General features: G+C 38.7%; 11 protein-coding genes. 7 read left to right on the top strand and 4 right to left on the bottom strand.

All coding sequences use genetic code 11. The annotated features are described in order from the left end of the window. Positions 1–2 precede the first annotated feature (2 nt). Positions 3–3,764, top strand: a complete 3,762-nt coding sequence (gene metH, locus OO007_RS07810) for a methionine synthase (RefSeq protein WP_325808375.1) — start codon at positions 3–5, stop codon at positions 3,762–3,764. Between the two features lie 198 nt (positions 3,765–3,962). Here the strand turns inward: metH and OO007_RS07805 are convergent, their stop codons facing one another. The 3 genes from OO007_RS07805 to OO007_RS07795 all read right to left on the bottom strand — a co-directional run bounded on the left by OO007_RS07805 (position 3,963) and on the right by OO007_RS07795 (position 7,350). After that, a complete protein-coding gene (locus OO007_RS07805) occupies positions 3,963–4,646 on the bottom strand; it encodes a zinc metallopeptidase (RefSeq protein ID WP_325808374.1) in 684 nt (227 codons plus the stop codon). A gap of 210 nt (positions 4,647–4,856) precedes the next feature. Continuing rightward, a complete protein-coding gene (locus OO007_RS07800) occupies positions 4,857–5,288 on the bottom strand; it encodes a CBS domain-containing protein (RefSeq protein WP_131905324.1) in 432 nt (143 codons plus the stop codon). Positions 5,289–5,556: 268 nt separating this feature from the next. Then, the gene (locus tag OO007_RS07795; protein ID WP_325808373.1) at positions 5,557–7,350 is read right to left on the bottom strand and encodes a hypothetical protein; all 1,794 of its coding nucleotides are present in this window, start codon (positions 7,348–7,350) and stop codon (positions 5,557–5,559) included. A 227-nt stretch (positions 7,351–7,577) separates the two neighbouring features. Here OO007_RS07795 and rep point away from each other — a divergent pair, with 227 nt between their 5' ends. Next, on the top strand, positions 7,578–9,599 hold the full coding sequence (gene rep / locus OO007_RS07790; RefSeq protein ID WP_325808372.1) for a DNA helicase Rep: 2,022 nt from the start codon (positions 7,578–7,580) through the stop codon (positions 9,597–9,599). 183 nt (positions 9,600–9,782) lie between these two features. On the opposite strand, the gene OO007_RS07785 is transcribed toward rep, so the two are convergent. Then, the gene (locus OO007_RS07785) at positions 9,783–10,436 is read right to left on the bottom strand and encodes a hypothetical protein (RefSeq protein ID WP_325808371.1); all 654 of its coding nucleotides are present in this window, start codon (positions 10,434–10,436) and stop codon (positions 9,783–9,785) included. A gap of 480 nt (positions 10,437–10,916) precedes the next feature. Between OO007_RS07785 and smc the strand changes: the two genes are divergently transcribed. From smc to OO007_RS07760, 5 genes are all read left to right on the top strand, one after another. Continuing rightward, on the top strand, positions 10,917–14,453 hold the full coding sequence (smc, locus tag OO007_RS07780) for a chromosome segregation protein SMC (RefSeq protein ID WP_325808370.1): 3,537 nt from the start codon (positions 10,917–10,919) through the stop codon (positions 14,451–14,453). Positions 14,454–14,559: 106 nt separating this feature from the next. Continuing rightward, entirely contained in the window at positions 14,560–15,258 is a 699-nt protein-coding gene (locus OO007_RS07775; protein WP_325808369.1) for a cell division protein ZipA C-terminal FtsZ-binding domain-containing protein, read from the top strand. A 176-nt stretch (positions 15,259–15,434) separates the two neighbouring features. Beyond that, on the top strand, positions 15,435–15,638 hold the full coding sequence (locus OO007_RS07770) for a PA3496 family putative envelope integrity protein (protein WP_131905329.1): 204 nt from the start codon (positions 15,435–15,437) through the stop codon (positions 15,636–15,638). A 315-nt stretch (positions 15,639–15,953) separates the two neighbouring features. After that, positions 15,954–16,640: a DUF599 domain-containing protein gene (locus tag OO007_RS07765; protein WP_131905330.1), complete on the top strand. Its 687-nt coding sequence runs from the start codon at positions 15,954–15,956 to the stop codon at positions 16,638–16,640. A 117-nt stretch (positions 16,641–16,757) separates the two neighbouring features. Continuing rightward, on the top strand, positions 16,758–17,663 hold the full coding sequence (locus OO007_RS07760) for a DMT family transporter (RefSeq protein ID WP_325808368.1): 906 nt from the start codon (positions 16,758–16,760) through the stop codon (positions 17,661–17,663). Positions 17,664–17,665 lie beyond the last annotated feature (2 nt).

Below are 17,665 nucleotides of genomic sequence, written 5' to 3'. Positions count from 1 at the left end.
TAATGAATAAAATATCACAAATACAAGAGATTCTTCAAAAACGCATCCTGATTCTTGACGGTGCAATGGGCACTATGATCCAGCGCCGCAAGCTTGAAGAGGCAGACTACCGTGGCGAAAGATTTTCTAATTACCACATGGATATTAAAGGTAATAATGATCTTTTGGCCATTACGCAGCCTCAGATTATTGGTGAAATTCACGAAGAATATCTTGAGGCTGGCGCCGATATCATTGAAACGAATACGTTCAATGCGACACGTGTCAGTATGGCCGATTATGAAATGGAAAATCTTGCTTATGAACTAAACGTTGCAGGAGCAAAAGTGGCACGCGAAGCCGCTGATAAATTTTCCACCCCTGAGAAACCAAGATTTGTTGCTGGGGTTTTAGGTCCAACCAGTAAAACCTGTAGCATGTCTCCTGATGTGAATGACCCAGGTTTCAGAGCCATCAGTTTTGATGATTTGGTAGAAGATTATATGTCGTCTACCAGAGGTCTCATTGAAGGTGGCGCCGATATCATTTTAATTGAGACCATTTTTGATACGTTAAATGCAAAAGCAGCAATATTTGCCGTTGAAAGCGTATTTGAAGAAGACTTCGCCGAAGATCAGGCTAAACTGCCGGTGATGATTTCCGGAACGATAACAGATGCTTCGGGTAGAACATTATCAGGTCAAACCACAGAAGCTTTTTATAACTCATTGAAACACGCCAAGCCGATTTCTATAGGACTAAACTGTGCACTTGGTCCAGATGCCTTGCGTCAATATGTACAAGAACTTTCACGTATCAGTGAAACCTATGTATCTGCACACCCTAACGCTGGTTTACCCAATGAATTCGGTGAATATGATTTAGAACCAGCACAAATGTCTGAGCACATTGAAGAATGGGCTGAAAGTGGCTTTCTTAATATTGTCGGTGGTTGTTGTGGCTCAAGCCCTCAACACATTAAAGCTATTGCTGATGCCGTTGAAAACAAAGCTCCTCGCGTAATTCCTGATATCCCCGTTGAATGTCGACTATCTGGCTTAGAGCCTTTCAATATTGGTAGTGATAGCTTATTTGTTAATGTGGGCGAAAGAACTAACGTAACTGGCTCTGCCAGATTTAAGCGTCTCATAAAAGACGGTGATTATGATACCGCCCTTGAAGTTGCTAAAGAACAAGTAGAAAACGGCGCTCAAATTATTGATATCAACATGGATGAAGGCATGTTGGAATCAAAAGAAGCCATGGTACGTTTTCTCAATTTAATTGCAGCTGAACCGGATATTGCCCGCGTTCCTATTATGGTAGATTCATCTAAATGGGAAATTATTGAAGCTGGCCTTAAATGTATTCAAGGTAAAGCCATTGTAAATTCGATTTCACTCAAAGAAGGTGAAGAAAACTTTTTACATCAAGCCAAATTAATTAAACGTTATGGCGCTGCAGCTGTAGTGATGGCTTTTGATGAAGACGGTCAGGCAGACACATACGAACGTAAAGTAGAAATTTGTACTCGTGCTTATAACTTTTTGGTAGATCAAGCTGGATTCCCACCTGAAGATATTATCTTTGACCCTAATATCTTTGCTATCGCAACAGGTATCGAAGAGCATAATAACTATGGGCTTGATTTTATTAAAGCCACTAAAGCGATCAAAGATACTCTTCCGCATGCCATGATATCGGGTGGTGTGTCTAATGTATCATTCTCATTCAGAGGGAATAACCCTGTACGTGAAGCGATTCATTCCGTGTTCCTCTATCATGCCATTAAAAACGGCATGGATATGGGTATCGTTAATGCAGGTCAGCTAGAAGTCTACGATAATTTACCCAAAGAATTACGCGATGTCGTTGAAGATGTGGTACTCAATAGATATCCGGAAGCGACAGAAAAACTGATAGATATTGCTCCTAATTACGTCGGTGATGGCACTCAGAAAGAAAACAAACAAGATCTGGAATGGCGCACCTGGCCTGTTGGCAAACGCTTAGAACATGCATTAGTTAAAGGCATAGATGCCTTTGTTGATGCCGATACTGAAGAAGCTTTAGCGGAATTAAAGCGCCCTATTCACGTTATCGAAGGTCCACTGATGGACGGCATGAATGTCGTCGGCGATTTATTCGGTGATGGCAAAATGTTTTTACCTCAGGTGGTAAAATCAGCTCGTGTAATGAAAAAGTCAGTTGCCTGGTTAGAACCTTATCTATTAGCTGAAAAAGAAGGCAACGAAGTTAGTACCAACGGCAAAATCCTAATGGCTACGGTAAAAGGCGATGTTCATGATATCGGTAAAAATATCGTAGGTATCGTGCTGCAATGTAATAGCTATGAAGTGCTTGATCTAGGTGTAATGGTGCCAGCAGAAACTATTTTGCAAACTGCTCGTGATGAAAACTGCGACATAATTGGCTTATCTGGACTAATAACCCCATCACTTGATGAAATGGTGAATGTTGCAAAAGAGATGGAACGTCAGGATTTCAAACTGCCGCTTATGATAGGTGGCGCTACAACATCAAAAATACATACAGCCGTAAAGATTGATCCTCAATTTGGTGGTTCTATAGTATATGTACCTGATGCTTCTCGAGCAGTAGGTGTTGCTGGCAAATTAATGTCACCAGAAAGCAAACAAGCTTTTCATCAGGAAATGAAAGACGAATACGATGCAATGCGTGTTAAACGCGCGGCAAATCAGCGCGAGAAAAAGTCAGCTACGCTGGTGCAAGCACGAGCAAACAAAGTTGATATTGACTGGGCATCTTACACACCACCTAAACCTGCTATTTTTGATGGCAAGATCGATGATCCTTTAATTGCTGGTGATTATACTTTTGAACAACTGGATAACGGTGGCGTTTTACTGCAGTTTAATGACTATCCACTTGATAATCTGGCTGAAATTTTTGATTGGACGCCGTTCTTTAGATCATGGGAATTAGCTGGCAGATACCCTTCAATTTTAACCGACAAGGTTGTTGGAGAAGAGGCAACCCGATTACTAGGTGATGCTAAAGAAATGTTAGACAGCATTATCAAAGAAAAATGGCTAACAGGAAAAGCCGTACTTGGCTTCTTCCCTGCTAACAGCGATGGTGTCGATGATATTAATTTATACACAGATGAAGACCGTAAAACCTCTCACACAACTCTGCACAACATCCGCCAACAGATGGACAGAAACAATCAGCAACCTAACTTCTGCCTGACAGACTTCATTGCACCATTAGATACTAACAAATCTGACTGGATTGGCTCATTTGCGGTAACCACTGGTTTTGGTATTGAAGAACATATTGAACGCTTTAGAAAAGATCATGATGATTACAACGCGATTCTTCTTGAAGCACTCGCAGATAGATTCGCAGAAGCACTTGCGGAAAAAATGCATGAGTTAACGCGTAAAGTATTCTGGGGATACGCAGCTGATGAAGACCTGGATAACGAGGAAGTTATCAAAGAGAAATACCAAGGTATACGTCCGGCTCCTGGCTATCCTGCCTGTCCGGAGCATACTGAAAAAGGAACACTTTGGGAGCTATTACAACCCGAAGAAAGGATTGGTTTAAAAATCACTGAATCCTATGCGATGTGGCCTGCTGCCGCAGTATCAGGTTTCTACTATTCTCATCCGGATTCTCGTTACTTCGGCACAGGTAAAATTCAACCAGATCAGGTAGACGACTACGCTAAACGTAAGGGCTGGACGATGAAGCAGGCAGAAAAATGGCTTGGACCTGTTTTGGCATACGATGCTTAAACAGTTTCAATTTACTGTCCGGATTTGATAATCAGAATGACCAAATAAAATTAAAAAGGCACCCCCCTACTTTGGGGGGATTTTTTTCTGAGCGATAATGCTAATAAATGCTTATTTCTAAATTCACTCGATAAGCGTTATTTCAGCCGTCATTAAAGAAATAATTTAACACTCTTATACTTTCACTAATACTTTGCCTTAACGTCTTAACAATGCGATCCATCTCCAGACGCTCAAAATACTTGTGAGTGAAGCAGCGATATAAGTAAATGCTGCGGCTTTTAAGATTGAGTTAACTGCAGCATGATCTTGTTCACGTATATAACCCTCTTTAAGAATTGGCATCGCTTTGCCAAAGCTCGCATCCCATTCTACTGGTAATGTTACCAAGTGAACGACAGACGAACCTGCAATACTAAGTAATCCGGTAGCAATAAATACGAAACCCGCCAATGGACTTTTGGTAAGAATTACAACAATCGGCATGACCATCATAATGACCGAGCCAAACTTTTGTAGCTTAATTGACGATTTCACCAAGGTTGAACGCAATGCTAATTTCGTCTCATTGCGATCATCCTGAATAGCATGACCTACCTCATGCGCTGCGACAGCAACAGCAGTTAGTGATTTTTTATTATAATTACTGGGTGAAAGCCTAACCATTTTGCTTTCAGGATCATAATGATCATTACCCTCTTCTGTTTCTTCAACCCCAACATCTGACATTTCGAAACGTTTTAAAAGGTGAATTGCAAGCTCGCCACCAGTACCATCGATATGATCTTGTTCATTTGAATAACGCTGAAATATGCGTTTGGCCCACCAATGTGGAACATAAATAATAAATACAATAAAGATGACTAAAAGTAGAATATGCATCCTCTAATTGTACATGCATGAGATAGTTTACTTAAACGATTTAAAATTTACGGTAGGCTAGTTTGAATACTTTTAAGGAGATACTTTTCTAAAAACACACAATGAATTACGTACGTGTTTCTCTATAGAGGTTCGAGTAATTAGGCTTTTACAATTTCCCAAAGTGTATTAATAGACAACATTTTGGTTATCGAACCCAGATTATGAAAGCTAACTATGAATATACTGTTCCAGCTGCCCTATTATCGTTTCTTGTTCTGCAATAACTTCTTTGACTAAATCCCCAATTGAAATAATCCCAATTAAATCATTATTCGAATCTATTACTGGTAGATGACGAATTCGCTTATCTGTCATAATAGCCATTCCTTCCGATACAGTCTTTTGTGGCTCAATCACCGCAACTTCGGACGACATTACTTCGCCGACTTTAGTTTTATTCGTATCAAGATCATTCAACAGTACTCTACGGGTGAAATCCTGCTCTGTAATGACCCCTACAATGTCGCTTTCCTGCAAAACAATCAAAGCACCACACTTCATTTTAGCCATTTCTTTAACAGCATCGATGACGCAAGTTTCAGGTGTTGTTACATATACCTGGTTACCTTTGACGTCGAGAATTTGATTTATCGTTTTCATCAGAAATCCTATTCCAGAGCAACTAAAAAGCTTTAGATTTTTTGTAAGCTACCTTTAAACATAGTACAAATTGACTGAATTAACACGCTACACTATTTGTTTCATGATTTGTTAAAACAATTTTTCTTTTAAAGTAATGCTTCATAACGCAAAAACCCAGTCTATTTAATGAGACTTTATGCTCATTAAATAGACTGGGTTTTTAGTTCAGTAAAAGACTACATACTGAAGACTTATCCACTAAGTTTGTACTTTTTATTGCTTGTATTTACACGCTGACATGAAATTCCTGGTGTTCTTGCATTTCTTGTAAACTGGCTTTTATCTGCTCTTGTTTTATTTCAAGCTCACGGATTTCTTGTCTTTTTGACTGTTGATTTTCTTCAATCTTCTTCAACGCTTCTTGTTTCATCGATTGCTGCTCTTCCAGCTCTCTAATTTCACGTTGTTTTACGACTTCAACCTCAGTCTTCTTTTGACCCAGTTCGATTAGCTCTTGTTTTACAGCTCGCAGCTCTTCTTTGCGTAATTGCTGTTGTTGTTCAAGTATATTTAATTCTTTTTGCTTCTCTCTTTGCACTTCAGCTTTATGTTCGTCAAGTTTTTGCTGTCTTTGCGACTCAAGCTCACTTTGCTCTAATTTAATATTCTTTTGATCTTCGATATTTTCAAGATCTTTATTTTTACCATCTTTTTGTGATTCTAGATCAGCAATATCCTGCTCTACCAATGCAACCTGATCCTTTAGTTTTTGTAAATCTTTTTGGCGAAGATCAAGATGCTTATCTATTTGCTTAATGTCTTCAAGCTTATTTGTTTTTTGTTCATCTAATTGAGCTATCTGCTGTTTTTCAAATAGAACACTTTGCTCTTTTTTCTTTTCTAGCTTTTGATCTACCATTTCTAGTTGATCAAGCTCTTGCATCTTTCTGTGAGCCTGCTCATCAAGCTTTGCTAGTTCTTTTTCTTTAAGTTCTTTCGCTTCTAGTTTTCTGGTTTCTAACTCAGTATGTTCACGTTGATCAATCTCCATTTCCTGATGCTTAAGCACATAATACTGCTCAAGTTGCTGGATACTTTGTTGAGTTAACTTTTGACGCTCTTTAAATTGATTCAACTCCAGTTGTGTTAATTCAATTTCTTGATCTAACTGCTTAATATCTTGTTGTTTTAACAGCTGTCTTTGTTGATTAGGGTTATTGCTATTATTTGATGACATAAAGCTTTGGACAGTAGCATTTTGATTATGATCTTCGTTTATGGCTGTCTCAGAATGCATTTCTGATACAGCTTCTTTAGTTAATTTATCTACATCATCATTTAGATGGGTGTTAGATGTATAAATCGGACCTTCAGATTCGGCTGGATTTTCTAATTCAGCTTTTATTTCTTCAACTTCTTGATGTTCACTATCTTCTAGATTTGAATCATCTTGATTGTTAATTTCTACATTGTCTGTGAAATCGATTGATTGATTATCGTTTTCTTTTTTATTTTCAGTATTTTCAGTATTTTCAGTATTTTCAGTATTTTCGAGGTCGATATCAGATTTATTGTCAGAACTTTGATCCGACTCATTTGTTTTTATTGTTTTGTCTTTTAATTCTGATTCCTTGCTGATTTCTTCTGACTCTTTTTCTTCTTCTACTTCTTCATCAAGCAGCATATCCTCAAAATCAGAGACGATCATCTCGTCCAATTCTGCATGAACATCAGAAAGAAGTTTTTGATAATCATTTGAATGCATTTCTAAATCATTAAATCGCTCAATTAATTCAGCGCGTGTTTTAGGGTTATACATACGCATCGATTCATAATACAAAACGCTATAAGCCTTATGGAATTTTGTGTGAATATCGTTAATGTCTTTATACCAGCCAAACTTTCTAAGCCTAGTGCCATTTGAATTAAACCAAAGATGGAACTCACAATCATCGCAATTCAGTGGCGCTTGAGCAGTTTCAAGATTTAATCCATCGATAAGAATTTGTCCGTGCTTAATCCAGACGACATGCGTATCAATTGCATTTTTGATAATACTGATGACTTTTTCTTTTTTCATTGTTAACCCGACAACTCGATTATTTTTATTAAATTATGATTCGATGTGCAATATAGCTATATTAATGCAGTATTCTTTGTTTATCAAAACGAATAGATCAGCGGTATATAGTGTTTACAGCGTGTTTTACATCTTGCAAACAAACAAGTAAAATAATTGTAATCAAATAATGCAAAAGGCCAAATCTAGGTCTACCATAGCGACTCTTTTATCAAGTAATACTATCCGTGTCAGACAAACCTCAAATGAATCCACAACAGCAACAGGCTGTTGAACATATTGGCTCACCTCTTCTCGTATTAGCAGGAGCAGGCACCGGAAAAACGCGTGTAATCACACAAAAAGTTGCCTGGTTAATTCGTAGCGCCAAAATTAATGCCAAAAATATAGCCGCGATTACTTTTACCAACAAAGCAGCGCGTGAGATGAAAGAACGCGTGTCGGAAATACTCACCAAGGAAGAAGGCAAAGGACTCACTGTATCGACGTTTCATACACTCGGTCTCGACATAATTCGTAAAGAGTATAAGGCTTTAGGTTATAAACCAGGTTTCACTATTTTTGATGCGCAAGACAGTTCGAATATCATCAAAGAATTGACCATGAATGAAGTTGTAAACGAAGAACAGGATGAAAACGATGATGATGCTCGCTGGATCATCTCACGCTGGAAAAATGACTTTGTTTCACCTGAAAAAGCCTTTGAAGTCGCCACATCAGCACATGAAGTTCACGCCGCAAAACTGTACAGAAGTTATCAGCGCCAATTGAAAGCCTATAACGCGATTGATTTTGATGATTTGATTTTATTACCGCTGCAATTATTTAAAGAACAGCCAGAAGTACTCAAGAAGTGGCAAAATAAATTACGTTATCTACTCGTCGATGAATATCAGGACACCAATATTTGCCAATATGAATTAGTAAAACTTTTGGCTGGTTTGCGCAAAGAGTTGACCGTTGTAGGCGACGATGACCAGTCAATCTACGCATGGCGTGGTGCAAAGCCAGAGAATATCGCGCAATTGCAGGAAGATTATCCAACCTTAAAAGTGGTGAAACTAGAACAAAACTATCGATCTACTTCATTGATTCTCGATAGCGCAAATGCCTTGATTGCGAATAACGATCACTTATTTGATAAAAAGCTTTGGAGTAGTCTGGGTGAAGGCGAAAAGATCAGAATCATCCCCTGCAAAAATCCCGAGCATGAAATAGAAACCGTGATTGGCGAAATCATGAAATATACGTTTCGTGATCAGGCAAAATATCAGGATATGGCGATTCTATATCGGAGTAACCATCAGAGCCGATTATTCGAGAAATACCTGAGAAGCAACAACATCGCTTATAAAATTAGTGGCGGGCAATCGTTTTTTGAACGCGCTGAAGTTAAAGATATTCTCGCCTATGTCAGGTTATTGGTAAACACCTCTGATGATGCAGCCTTTCTTCGTGTGATTAATACACCGAAAAGATCCATTGGTGCAAGCACCCTGGAGAAACTGGGTAACTATGCAAACGAACGACATATAAGCTTATACACGGCCAGTCAGGAAATGGGTTTTGCGCAGCGTGTTTCGCAAAAAGCACACGCCAGAGTTAAAGGATTTATCTTCTGGATTAATGAATTGATCGCTGAAAGCCACGAGACCCAGCCGCACGAAGTGATTGAAAAAATCGTGTCCGAAACAGCTTATGAAGACTGGCTACAAAATGTATCCGGCTCTGAAAAACAAGTAGAGCAACGCATGGCTAACGTTAATGAAATCATTGACTGGACCAGACGCCTCTATGAAGACGGTCAAGGCAAAGAGACTTTAGCCGAAATTATGGCTCACATGTGTCTAATGGATCTTCTGGAAAGAAATCAGGAAGAGGAAGAAGAAAACGCCATTAGCCTAATGACAATGCACACGGCAAAAGGTCTTGAATTCCCTTATGTCTTTTTGATTGGTGCTGAAGAAGAAATCCTGCCTCACGCGAACAGTATGGAAGATGATGGCCTTGAAGAAGAACGTCGTCTTGCTTATGTTGGTATCACGCGTGCAAAACAACATCTCACCATCACATATGCCAAAGCGAGAAACAGGTTTGGCGAGCGTCTTAGCTGTGAACCGAGCCGATTTTTAGAAGAGTTGCCGGATGCGAATGTTGTATGGGCAGATCGTGTTGAAGTATCTCCTGAGAAAATGCAGGAAACAGCACAATCCTATATCTCTAATTTACAAGCCATGCTTGATGACTAAGCCCTGAATGCTATTGACAGAATAGACAGAAACACAATAGGCATAAGTAGAGCAACTTTAAATAATTAAGTCACCCCCCTACTTTAAGGCCGTTTTTTACTATTTATTCACTCTTTTTTGTTTTGGTTTTATTAACTGTTGTTACCTTAAGAAATATTACCTATTAAGAATATCGCTTAAATATTATTGCTCTCTAAAGGTATTACCACAGAAGCGACAGCGAAGGAAACGAATATCAGGAAGGCTTGAAACTTCTTGAGAGGGTTTTAATTTAATAACATTTTGACTACCACAATTTGGGCAATCACCTTCATTGTGCGCTGGCAGATTTGGTAAATCGACTTTGGTATCACTAACGCGTTGTCTACCAACAGGCTTTTCTTCCGTTGATAGTAATGATGCAGTTGCTACACTTTCATCCGCATCTAGAGGTGGTAAACGATTATCGTGTTCGGCGATCAAACGCTGGCATTGTTTTCTAAATGGCTTTAGCAGACCGACTTTATCAAACTCATTTCTAAATTCATTGAGTAATTCTTTTGTCGGGAGTTTTGGCTGAAAATCTGGCTGCATAAAACTAAACAGAAACAGCTGATGTTTAGCCCAACGTAATAGGCCGTCATCATCCAGACAAAGTACTTCTTGCAGCGCTACCAAACGCAATAAAATTAATTGTTCATTTCCAGAAAGATTAACCATTTTCTTGGTTTCAAAAAACTTTTTGAATCTTGACCAAGGCAAGCTACTGGAGAATAAAGCAATAGTACTTATAAAATGCGGGTCCGGTGCAACATATGAACTTCCCTTTCCCATTTCTTCCGCAACATATAAGTTCACACTAACTCCTTGTGTTAAATTTTGTAAAATGCATTAACTGCACCTATCGATTTGTACAGAATAGTTAAATCAAAAACTCACCGATAGAAAGTAATGTGGCTTGGTCTATATCAGCAGACGAACGGTAGTAGTTTTTCTGAACCTTTTTTGTAGCCTAAATCCTTGTTTAATCTTTGATCATCGTCATAAACCACAGTTGCTAGGTGGATAAAATAAACTTGGCATAGAACGATATAAAATAACTCTCGATTGATTCATTAGAAATCCCAGCAACGAAAGTAATTAATGAGATTTGTTGACTAAGAAATCAAGCCGTTAAAACGATATATAAGTGCTCTGTTATAGGATCAGAGTTCACCGCAGTCCTTGTTTAATTCTGTAACAAATAAACACGATTAAATGAGATTATGTTTTTATTGAAACACAGGTGTTCTTTACCTATTATTACCCGCCTATGTCCTTTACTTCACCTCCCCAACATTGCGTTTAAGCAAGATACAAATAGCCGGCTTCAAGTCCTTTGTTGATCCTACAACAATTGACCTGCGCAGCAATTTAACTGGCATTGTTGGGCCCAATGGTTGTGGCAAATCCAATACCATAGATGCTGTTCGCTGGGTTATGGGTGAAAGCTCTGCAAAACACTTGCGTGGCGCCTCTATGGATGACGTTATTTTTAACGGATCGTCCTCACGAAAACCAATTGGCCAAGCTTCAATAGAACTATTGTTTGATAACTCAGATGCTAGTCTGGGTGGCGAATATGCCGAGTTTTCAGAGATAGGTATTAAAAGACTCATTTCAAGAGACGGACAATCAAAATACTTTTTAAATGGTACCCGTTGTCGCCGTCGCGATATTACCGACATTTTCCTCGGAACAGGTCTTGGCCCCAGAAGTTATGCGATTATTGAACAAGGCATGATTTCACGTTTAATTGAAGCCAAACCAGAAGAATTGAGAAATACCCTGGAAGAAGCAGCAGGTATTTCTAAATACAAAGATAGACGTCGCGAAACAGAACGCCGAATAAAAAATACACGTGAAAACCTCGATCGTTTAACGGATCTTCGAGAAGAATTAGAAAAGCAATTATCTCATTTAAACAGACAAGCTAAGGCCGCTGAAAAATTTAAGACCTTTAAACAGGATGAGCGTCGTGTCAGTGCTGAATTAATTTTGCTGCGCTTGAATAAAGTGAAGCAAGATATCTTAAACAGACAAGAAACCATCAATGAAAAGGCAACGACCCATCAGGCCCAGCTTTCTGAACAACGCTCACTAGAAAATCAGATTGAAGCAAAACGCTCTGAACACACCGAAGCCAATGAAAACTTCAACACCGTTCAAGCAAACTTCTATCAAATTGGCGCTGAAATCTCACGCTTAGAGCAAAGTATTCAGCATCAAAAGGAACTCTCTGAAAGACATCAACGCGATTTAAATCAGGTTGATAGCGAAATTAATGCTGCAAATATTCATGCAGAAGAAGACCGCAGGCAATTTGAGCGTGCTAATCAAGAATTGGAAATACTGGAACCACTTCTTGAAAAAAAGCAGGAATTATTTACTGCATCAACAGAAGCGCTAAACGAAGCAGAAGCCAAACTCAGAGAATGGCAGTCAAGCTGGAGCTCACTGCAGCAGAAGCTGGCTGAACCTGCACAACAGGCACAGGTAGAACGTGCCCGTATGGAGCAGTTAGAAAACCAGTTGCAGCAAATCGCTAGTCGCTTGATCAAACTGAATACTGATAAAGCTATTTTTAATACCGACTCGCATAAAGAAGAACTGCTTAAACAGCAAGAACTGCTTGCGGAAACCAAACAGAAATCAAAACAGGTTCAGGAAGAATTTAACCGTTGCAAAGAAGCGCTAAGCGCTCAGATTGAAAACAATAAAACCCTGCAAAATCAACTTCAGGAATCACGTTCTGAGTTACAGGGTCTGAGTGGCAAACTGTCCTCGCTGGAAGTATTGCAACGAGCTGGTTTAGGAAAAGACAGTAACAATAAAGCCCCTAAAAAGTTAAAGAGCTGGTTGACAGAAAATGGGCTTGATGATGTTTCTGCATTAGCTGAATCAATTGAGATTGAATCAGGATGGGAAAAAGCACTAGAAACCATTCTTGGAGACCTGCTTCAGTCAAAACCATTAGAATCACAAGAAAAACTCACGCAATTAATGGCAAATGCGCCTGATGTGTCGGCTTCTTTCATCATAAAAAATGATAAAGACACCCCCCCACTTACAGGCAGTTTTTCTGGAAGCCTTGCGGCTAAAGTGGCGAAACCAAATTATCTACATGCATTGCTGATTAACGTGAAGTGTGCAGAGTCTTTAGAAGAGGCTATCTCTAAACAACATTCGTTAAAACCGGGTGAAGTATATATCACAAAAGAAGGGATTGTATTAGGGGCGAACTGGCTAAAGAAACAAGCGAATGATTCTGGCAACAAGCACGAAGGTGTTTTAGAACGACAAAAACAAATCGACGAAACACTGGCACTGATTGAAAATACAAAACAACAATTAAACACTCATGAAGAGTCGCTAGAAAACGGACAACAACACAGAAAAGCGTTAGAAGAGCAACAATCAGAATTACAAACGCGTTTGAATGAATTACATCGTGAAGAGTCGCAAGCGCAATCTGTCATTTATGCGAGTGAAAACCGTATTAAACAAACTGAATCCAACCAACAACGTGTACTTGCTGAAGTTGAAGAATTAGAAATTCAACAAATGACTAATCAGGAATCGCATCAAAGTGCGACTCATCTTCGCAATCAGGCGTTGGCCTTATTAGAAACACTAGAATCAGAAAAAGTGGACATTGAAGGTAAAGATGCGCCATTAATTGAAGAAGTTAATCGATTAAAAGAACAAACCAGACTACTAGGTTCTGAAACACAGCAAACACAAATTAAAGTTGAAAGTTTCAAAACAACCCAAAGCAGCGCACAACAACAATTAAATAGACTTGATGAACGTTTGAGTTTGCTGCAAGAAAGAAAAATTCAACTTGTGGAGCAAAATAACACCACCGAGGTAGACTCGGTTGAAAATTCAGCACAACAACTAGAGATTCAACTAGAAAAACGTAAGAACGTCGAAACAGAATTAGCAAAATCCAGAGATGCCTTACAACTCATTGATAATACAGTGAGAGAACTCGAACAGAAACGCCACCAGGCAGAGCAGGAAGTGGAACGCTATAGAACCACGCTCGAAAGCCTAAAAATGGAATGGCAGGAAGTGAGTGTTCGTGAACAAACCTTGCAAGAGCAGTTTGATGAAACTGAATTTGATCTTGAAACACTTTCAGAGCAAATGGATGAAAACATCACATTAGACTCTCACAAGAACTTATTGGAAAGCATACAGACTAAAGTATCCAGACTTGGTGCGATTAACCTGGCAGCGATCGAAGAATTTAAAACGCAGAGTGAGCGTAAGATATATCTGGATAAGCAAGATGCTGACCTGATGGAAGCGCTGGAAACGTTAGAAACAGCCATTGCTAAAATCGATAAAGACACCAGAAGCCGCTTTAAAGAAACGTTCGAAAAAGTAAATTCGAGAATTCAGGATATGTTCCCGCAATTATTTGGTGGCGGTAAAGCCCATCTTGAAATGACCGGAGACGATTTGTTGACCACGGGTATCGCGATTATGGCGCAACCACCGGGCAAACGTATTTCCAGTATTCACCTGATGTCTGGTGGTGAAAAAGCGTTAACTGCCGTGGCGATGGTGTTTGCTATTTTCGAATTGAATCCAGCACCCTTTTGTATGTTAGATGAGGTTGATGCGCCATTAGACGAAGCCAATGTAGGACGCTTTTGTCAGTTGGTAAAAAAGATGTCTGATAGAGTGCAGTTTATTTTCATCACACATAATAAAACAACCATGGAACTCGCTGAAAATCTCGTCGGCGTTACGATGCGAGAGCCAGGAATTTCACGATTAGTGAGTGTAGATGTTAACGAAGCATCTCGTATGGTAGAAGAATAAGCGTATCAATAAGCACTAAAGTTATCAGTAAGAATAACTACCAGTAATAACAAGGCACTTCTAAAACAGCCTCAGTAAAAGAACATAAGTTAATCAAGAGTAAACGATGAATATAACCAGTATCTTAATCACCATTGTCGGTATCATTTTTATAATCGCGCTTTACTTATTAAGTCGTATTTCTCAGAGTAAATTGCCAAATAAAGACGTATCGTTATTACCGGATATCAAAGAAGATAATGGTGAGCCTTTCACGTCTATTCTTGATGATATACCTGCGCGTGATGGTATTAAACCGACGAAGACTGCAAAAACTGAAGTGTATTACGAGAAAGTAAAATCTGCAGCGGCGGATAAAAGTACACTAAAGAATGCATCTGGCACAAAATCGGATACATCTCCTTCTGAGATTCAGCCATTAAAACAACAAATTGTCCTGTTTATCTCAGCGCAGGATGAACAAGGACTCGATGGTAATCTGATCCAACCTGCTTTAGCTCACCATGGCTTACAATTAGGCGACAATGATATATATCATTACTTTGATGATGCTTTAGACGCTAAAAGCTTGTTCAAAATTGCTAATGGCGTCGACCCATGGACATTAACAAGCTACGACTTAATCAACAAAAAACTCGCTGGTTTATCCGTTGTAATGCTTCCTAACAACAAAGTTGATGGAAAAACAGCAGTATCTATTCTTTTAAAGACCGCAGAAAACCTTGCTAATGATATAAATGGCGTATTAAAAAACGATAAACAACAACTACTTACTCAACAAGATAAAGAAATGTTATTAAATTAAATAAAATTTAATATTTTTTAATACCGCTCATCTGGCGTTAAGCTTGACTAACTATAATGAGACCCATACATTAAGAATGTATAACAAGATAAGTTCAGCTAATGATCTTATCTTATTCAAAAATAGCTTTTAATAAAACAATAACAATAAGACTGCTAACAGGGGAAGGTAGAACTATGAGATACAATGATCAAACGTTGAATCCGGATTTAGACGACAAAGAAATTATTCCAAATCTGGAAGATGTCGACAGTGATGATAAGTCAGACAAGAAGATCAAAGCGCATGTCGTGCGTAGAAACATCGAAGATTATCTTGAGCGCAAAGCGTTAGAGCGAAGCCTTAAAGAAGTATTCGATGATGATTACTTATTAGACTGAGCATACTGTTAGGCAGAAGTAAGTTGGTAAGCAGATAACTGCTTGTCTAATTGCTTAATTGAGCATTAGCTTGGTATGCAGACTTTCTGACTGCTAATAAAATCACCTATTGCCTGTGCAGCAAGTGGTGAAAGCCAGATATTCATAAAACGTATTTTATACTTTTAAATATTGGTATTACTGTTTTGCTCTTATCTTTTAAGCGCCACTCATTTTTATAAATAAATTCAAAACTCAATAAATGTTTGGATATTTATATCCAAGACTTAACTATAATATCCGCATATTATTTTTGTATTTTATTGAGGAGTCGCTATGCCTTCCGATATATCCTTGTCGGATATCGTTGCCGTATTCTTATTTTTATCCTGCTGGTTCAGCATCAACTGGATTAGTAACCATTATAAAATCAAAGAAAAAAACACCCTCTATAGTTTATCTAAAAGCTACCGTAACCAGTGGATGATCAATCTTTTGGAGCGAGATAATCGTATCTCGGATGTCGCCCTGGTTGGTCATTTGATGCGAAGTACCTCATTTTTTGCGTCTACCAGTTTACTGGTACTTGCCAGTTTAATCGCTGTTTTTGGTGTAATAGACCAAGCAATGAAAGTCGTTGATGACATTCCTTTTGCGATGCATGTATCAGCGCCCTTCTGGAAAATCAAATTACTCCTGATTATCCTTATCTTTGTTTTCATATTCTTTAAACTGGTATGGTCAATCAGACAATACAACTATACTGTCATCATCATTGGTGCCGCACCAAGCGTCTTTAATACCGATAAGCAATTACGATCCTATGCGGATAAATTAGGTACTGTCATTAATCGCGCCAGTCGTCATTTTATAGATGGGATGCGTGGTTTCGAATATGCATTGGCAGCACTTGCCTGGTTTATACATCCCTTTGCATTTATTGCAGCAACCTTGTTAGTCACTCGCGTTATTTATCGTCGTGAATTCTCTTCAAGAACGTTACAGGCTATGGAAGAAAACTAGTAAGAAAGTCAGAAAGAAGATCAGGAAGAAATTCACAGCAATATCAAATAACCAAGTAAAGTTAAAATCTAAATATCATTAAAAATAAGTAATCCATTTATAAATAAGCGGTAAATAATGCAAAACAATACAGACAAGACTGATTTCAGCGCCTACTTCATTTTACTACTCCCGCCTTTGTTCTGGTCGGGTAATTTTGTAGTAGGAAGAGCGGTTGCAGATGCACACGCGCCTTTGGGCTTATCATTCTCGCGCTGGTTGCTTGCTTTCTTTCTGCTGCTCCCTTTTATAATTAAGCCTATATGGCAACAGCGTCATATCATCAAAGCACATTTTTGGGGTCTGGTATTGCTCGCCTTTTTAAGTATCACTTGCTTTAACTCCATTGCATACGTGGCTTTGCAATACACCACGGCAACCAACGCTACCTTGTTGAATTCATTCATACCTATTTTTATTTTTGTTATATCTGGTGTCTTTTTTAAAGAGAAAATAAATGTAAAACAAGTATTGGGAGTTTTAGTTTCACTGTTAGGTGTCATAGCCATTATCACTCGCCTTGATATAGAAGTTCTGCAGCATCTCACCATCAACAAAGGTGATTTATGGATGTTGCTCGCAGCTTTAGTATGGGCGCTTTATTCAATTTTACTGAAATATCTAAGACCAAAAGAAATGTCAGCCATGGCATTTTTAGGCACTTTGATTATTATAGGTACGATAATTCTTTATCCCGTGACCTTGTGGAATCCATTGAACGAACCTGATATCACCTGGAACAGCGAAATGCTTAAAGCTGTTTTCTATATAGCAATTTTCCCTTCGATAATCGCTTACCTATCCTGGAACTACGGTTTAAATAAAATAGGCGCTGCAAAAGGCGGGCAATATATTCATCTTATGCCATTTTTCGGTGCTATTTTGGCGATTGTCTTTCTGGGAGAAACGATTCAGTTATTCCATCTAGTAGGAGGCTGTTGCATTGCCATGGGTTTGTGGTTGAGTTTATCTAAAGCCAGATAGTT

Origin of the sequence: Cocleimonas sp. KMM 6892, assembly GCF_035798195.1 — a bacterium.
GTDB lineage: Bacteria > Pseudomonadota > Gammaproteobacteria > Thiotrichales > Thiotrichaceae > Cocleimonas > Cocleimonas flava.
The sequence above is the reverse complement of the archived record's forward strand: the minus strand, read 5'-3'. Positions and strand labels throughout refer to the sequence as shown.

What these genes read in the sequence shown, in the direction of transcription:
- metH (WP_325808375.1), top strand. Translation starts at nt 3, where the DNA reads ATGAATAAAATATCACAAATACAAGAGATTCTTCAAAAACGCATCCTG.
- OO007_RS07805 (WP_325808374.1), bottom strand. Translation starts at nt 4,646, where the DNA reads ATGCATATTCTACTTTTAGTCATCTTTATTGTATTTATTATTTATGTT.
- OO007_RS07800 (WP_131905324.1), bottom strand. Translation starts at nt 5,288, where the DNA reads ATGAAAACGATAAATCAAATTCTCGACGTCAAAGGTAACCAGGTATAT.
- OO007_RS07795 (WP_325808373.1), bottom strand. Translation starts at nt 7,350, where the DNA reads ATGAAAAAAGAAAAAGTCATCAGTATTATCAAAAATGCAATTGATACG.
- OO007_RS07775 (WP_325808369.1), top strand. Translation starts at nt 14,560, where the DNA reads ATGAATATAACCAGTATCTTAATCACCATTGTCGGTATCATTTTTATA.
- OO007_RS07770 (WP_131905329.1), top strand. Translation starts at nt 15,435, where the DNA reads ATGAGATACAATGATCAAACGTTGAATCCGGATTTAGACGACAAAGAA.
- OO007_RS07765 (WP_131905330.1), top strand. Translation starts at nt 15,954, where the DNA reads ATGCCTTCCGATATATCCTTGTCGGATATCGTTGCCGTATTCTTATTT.
- OO007_RS07760 (WP_325808368.1), top strand. Translation starts at nt 16,758, where the DNA reads ATGCAAAACAATACAGACAAGACTGATTTCAGCGCCTACTTCATTTTA.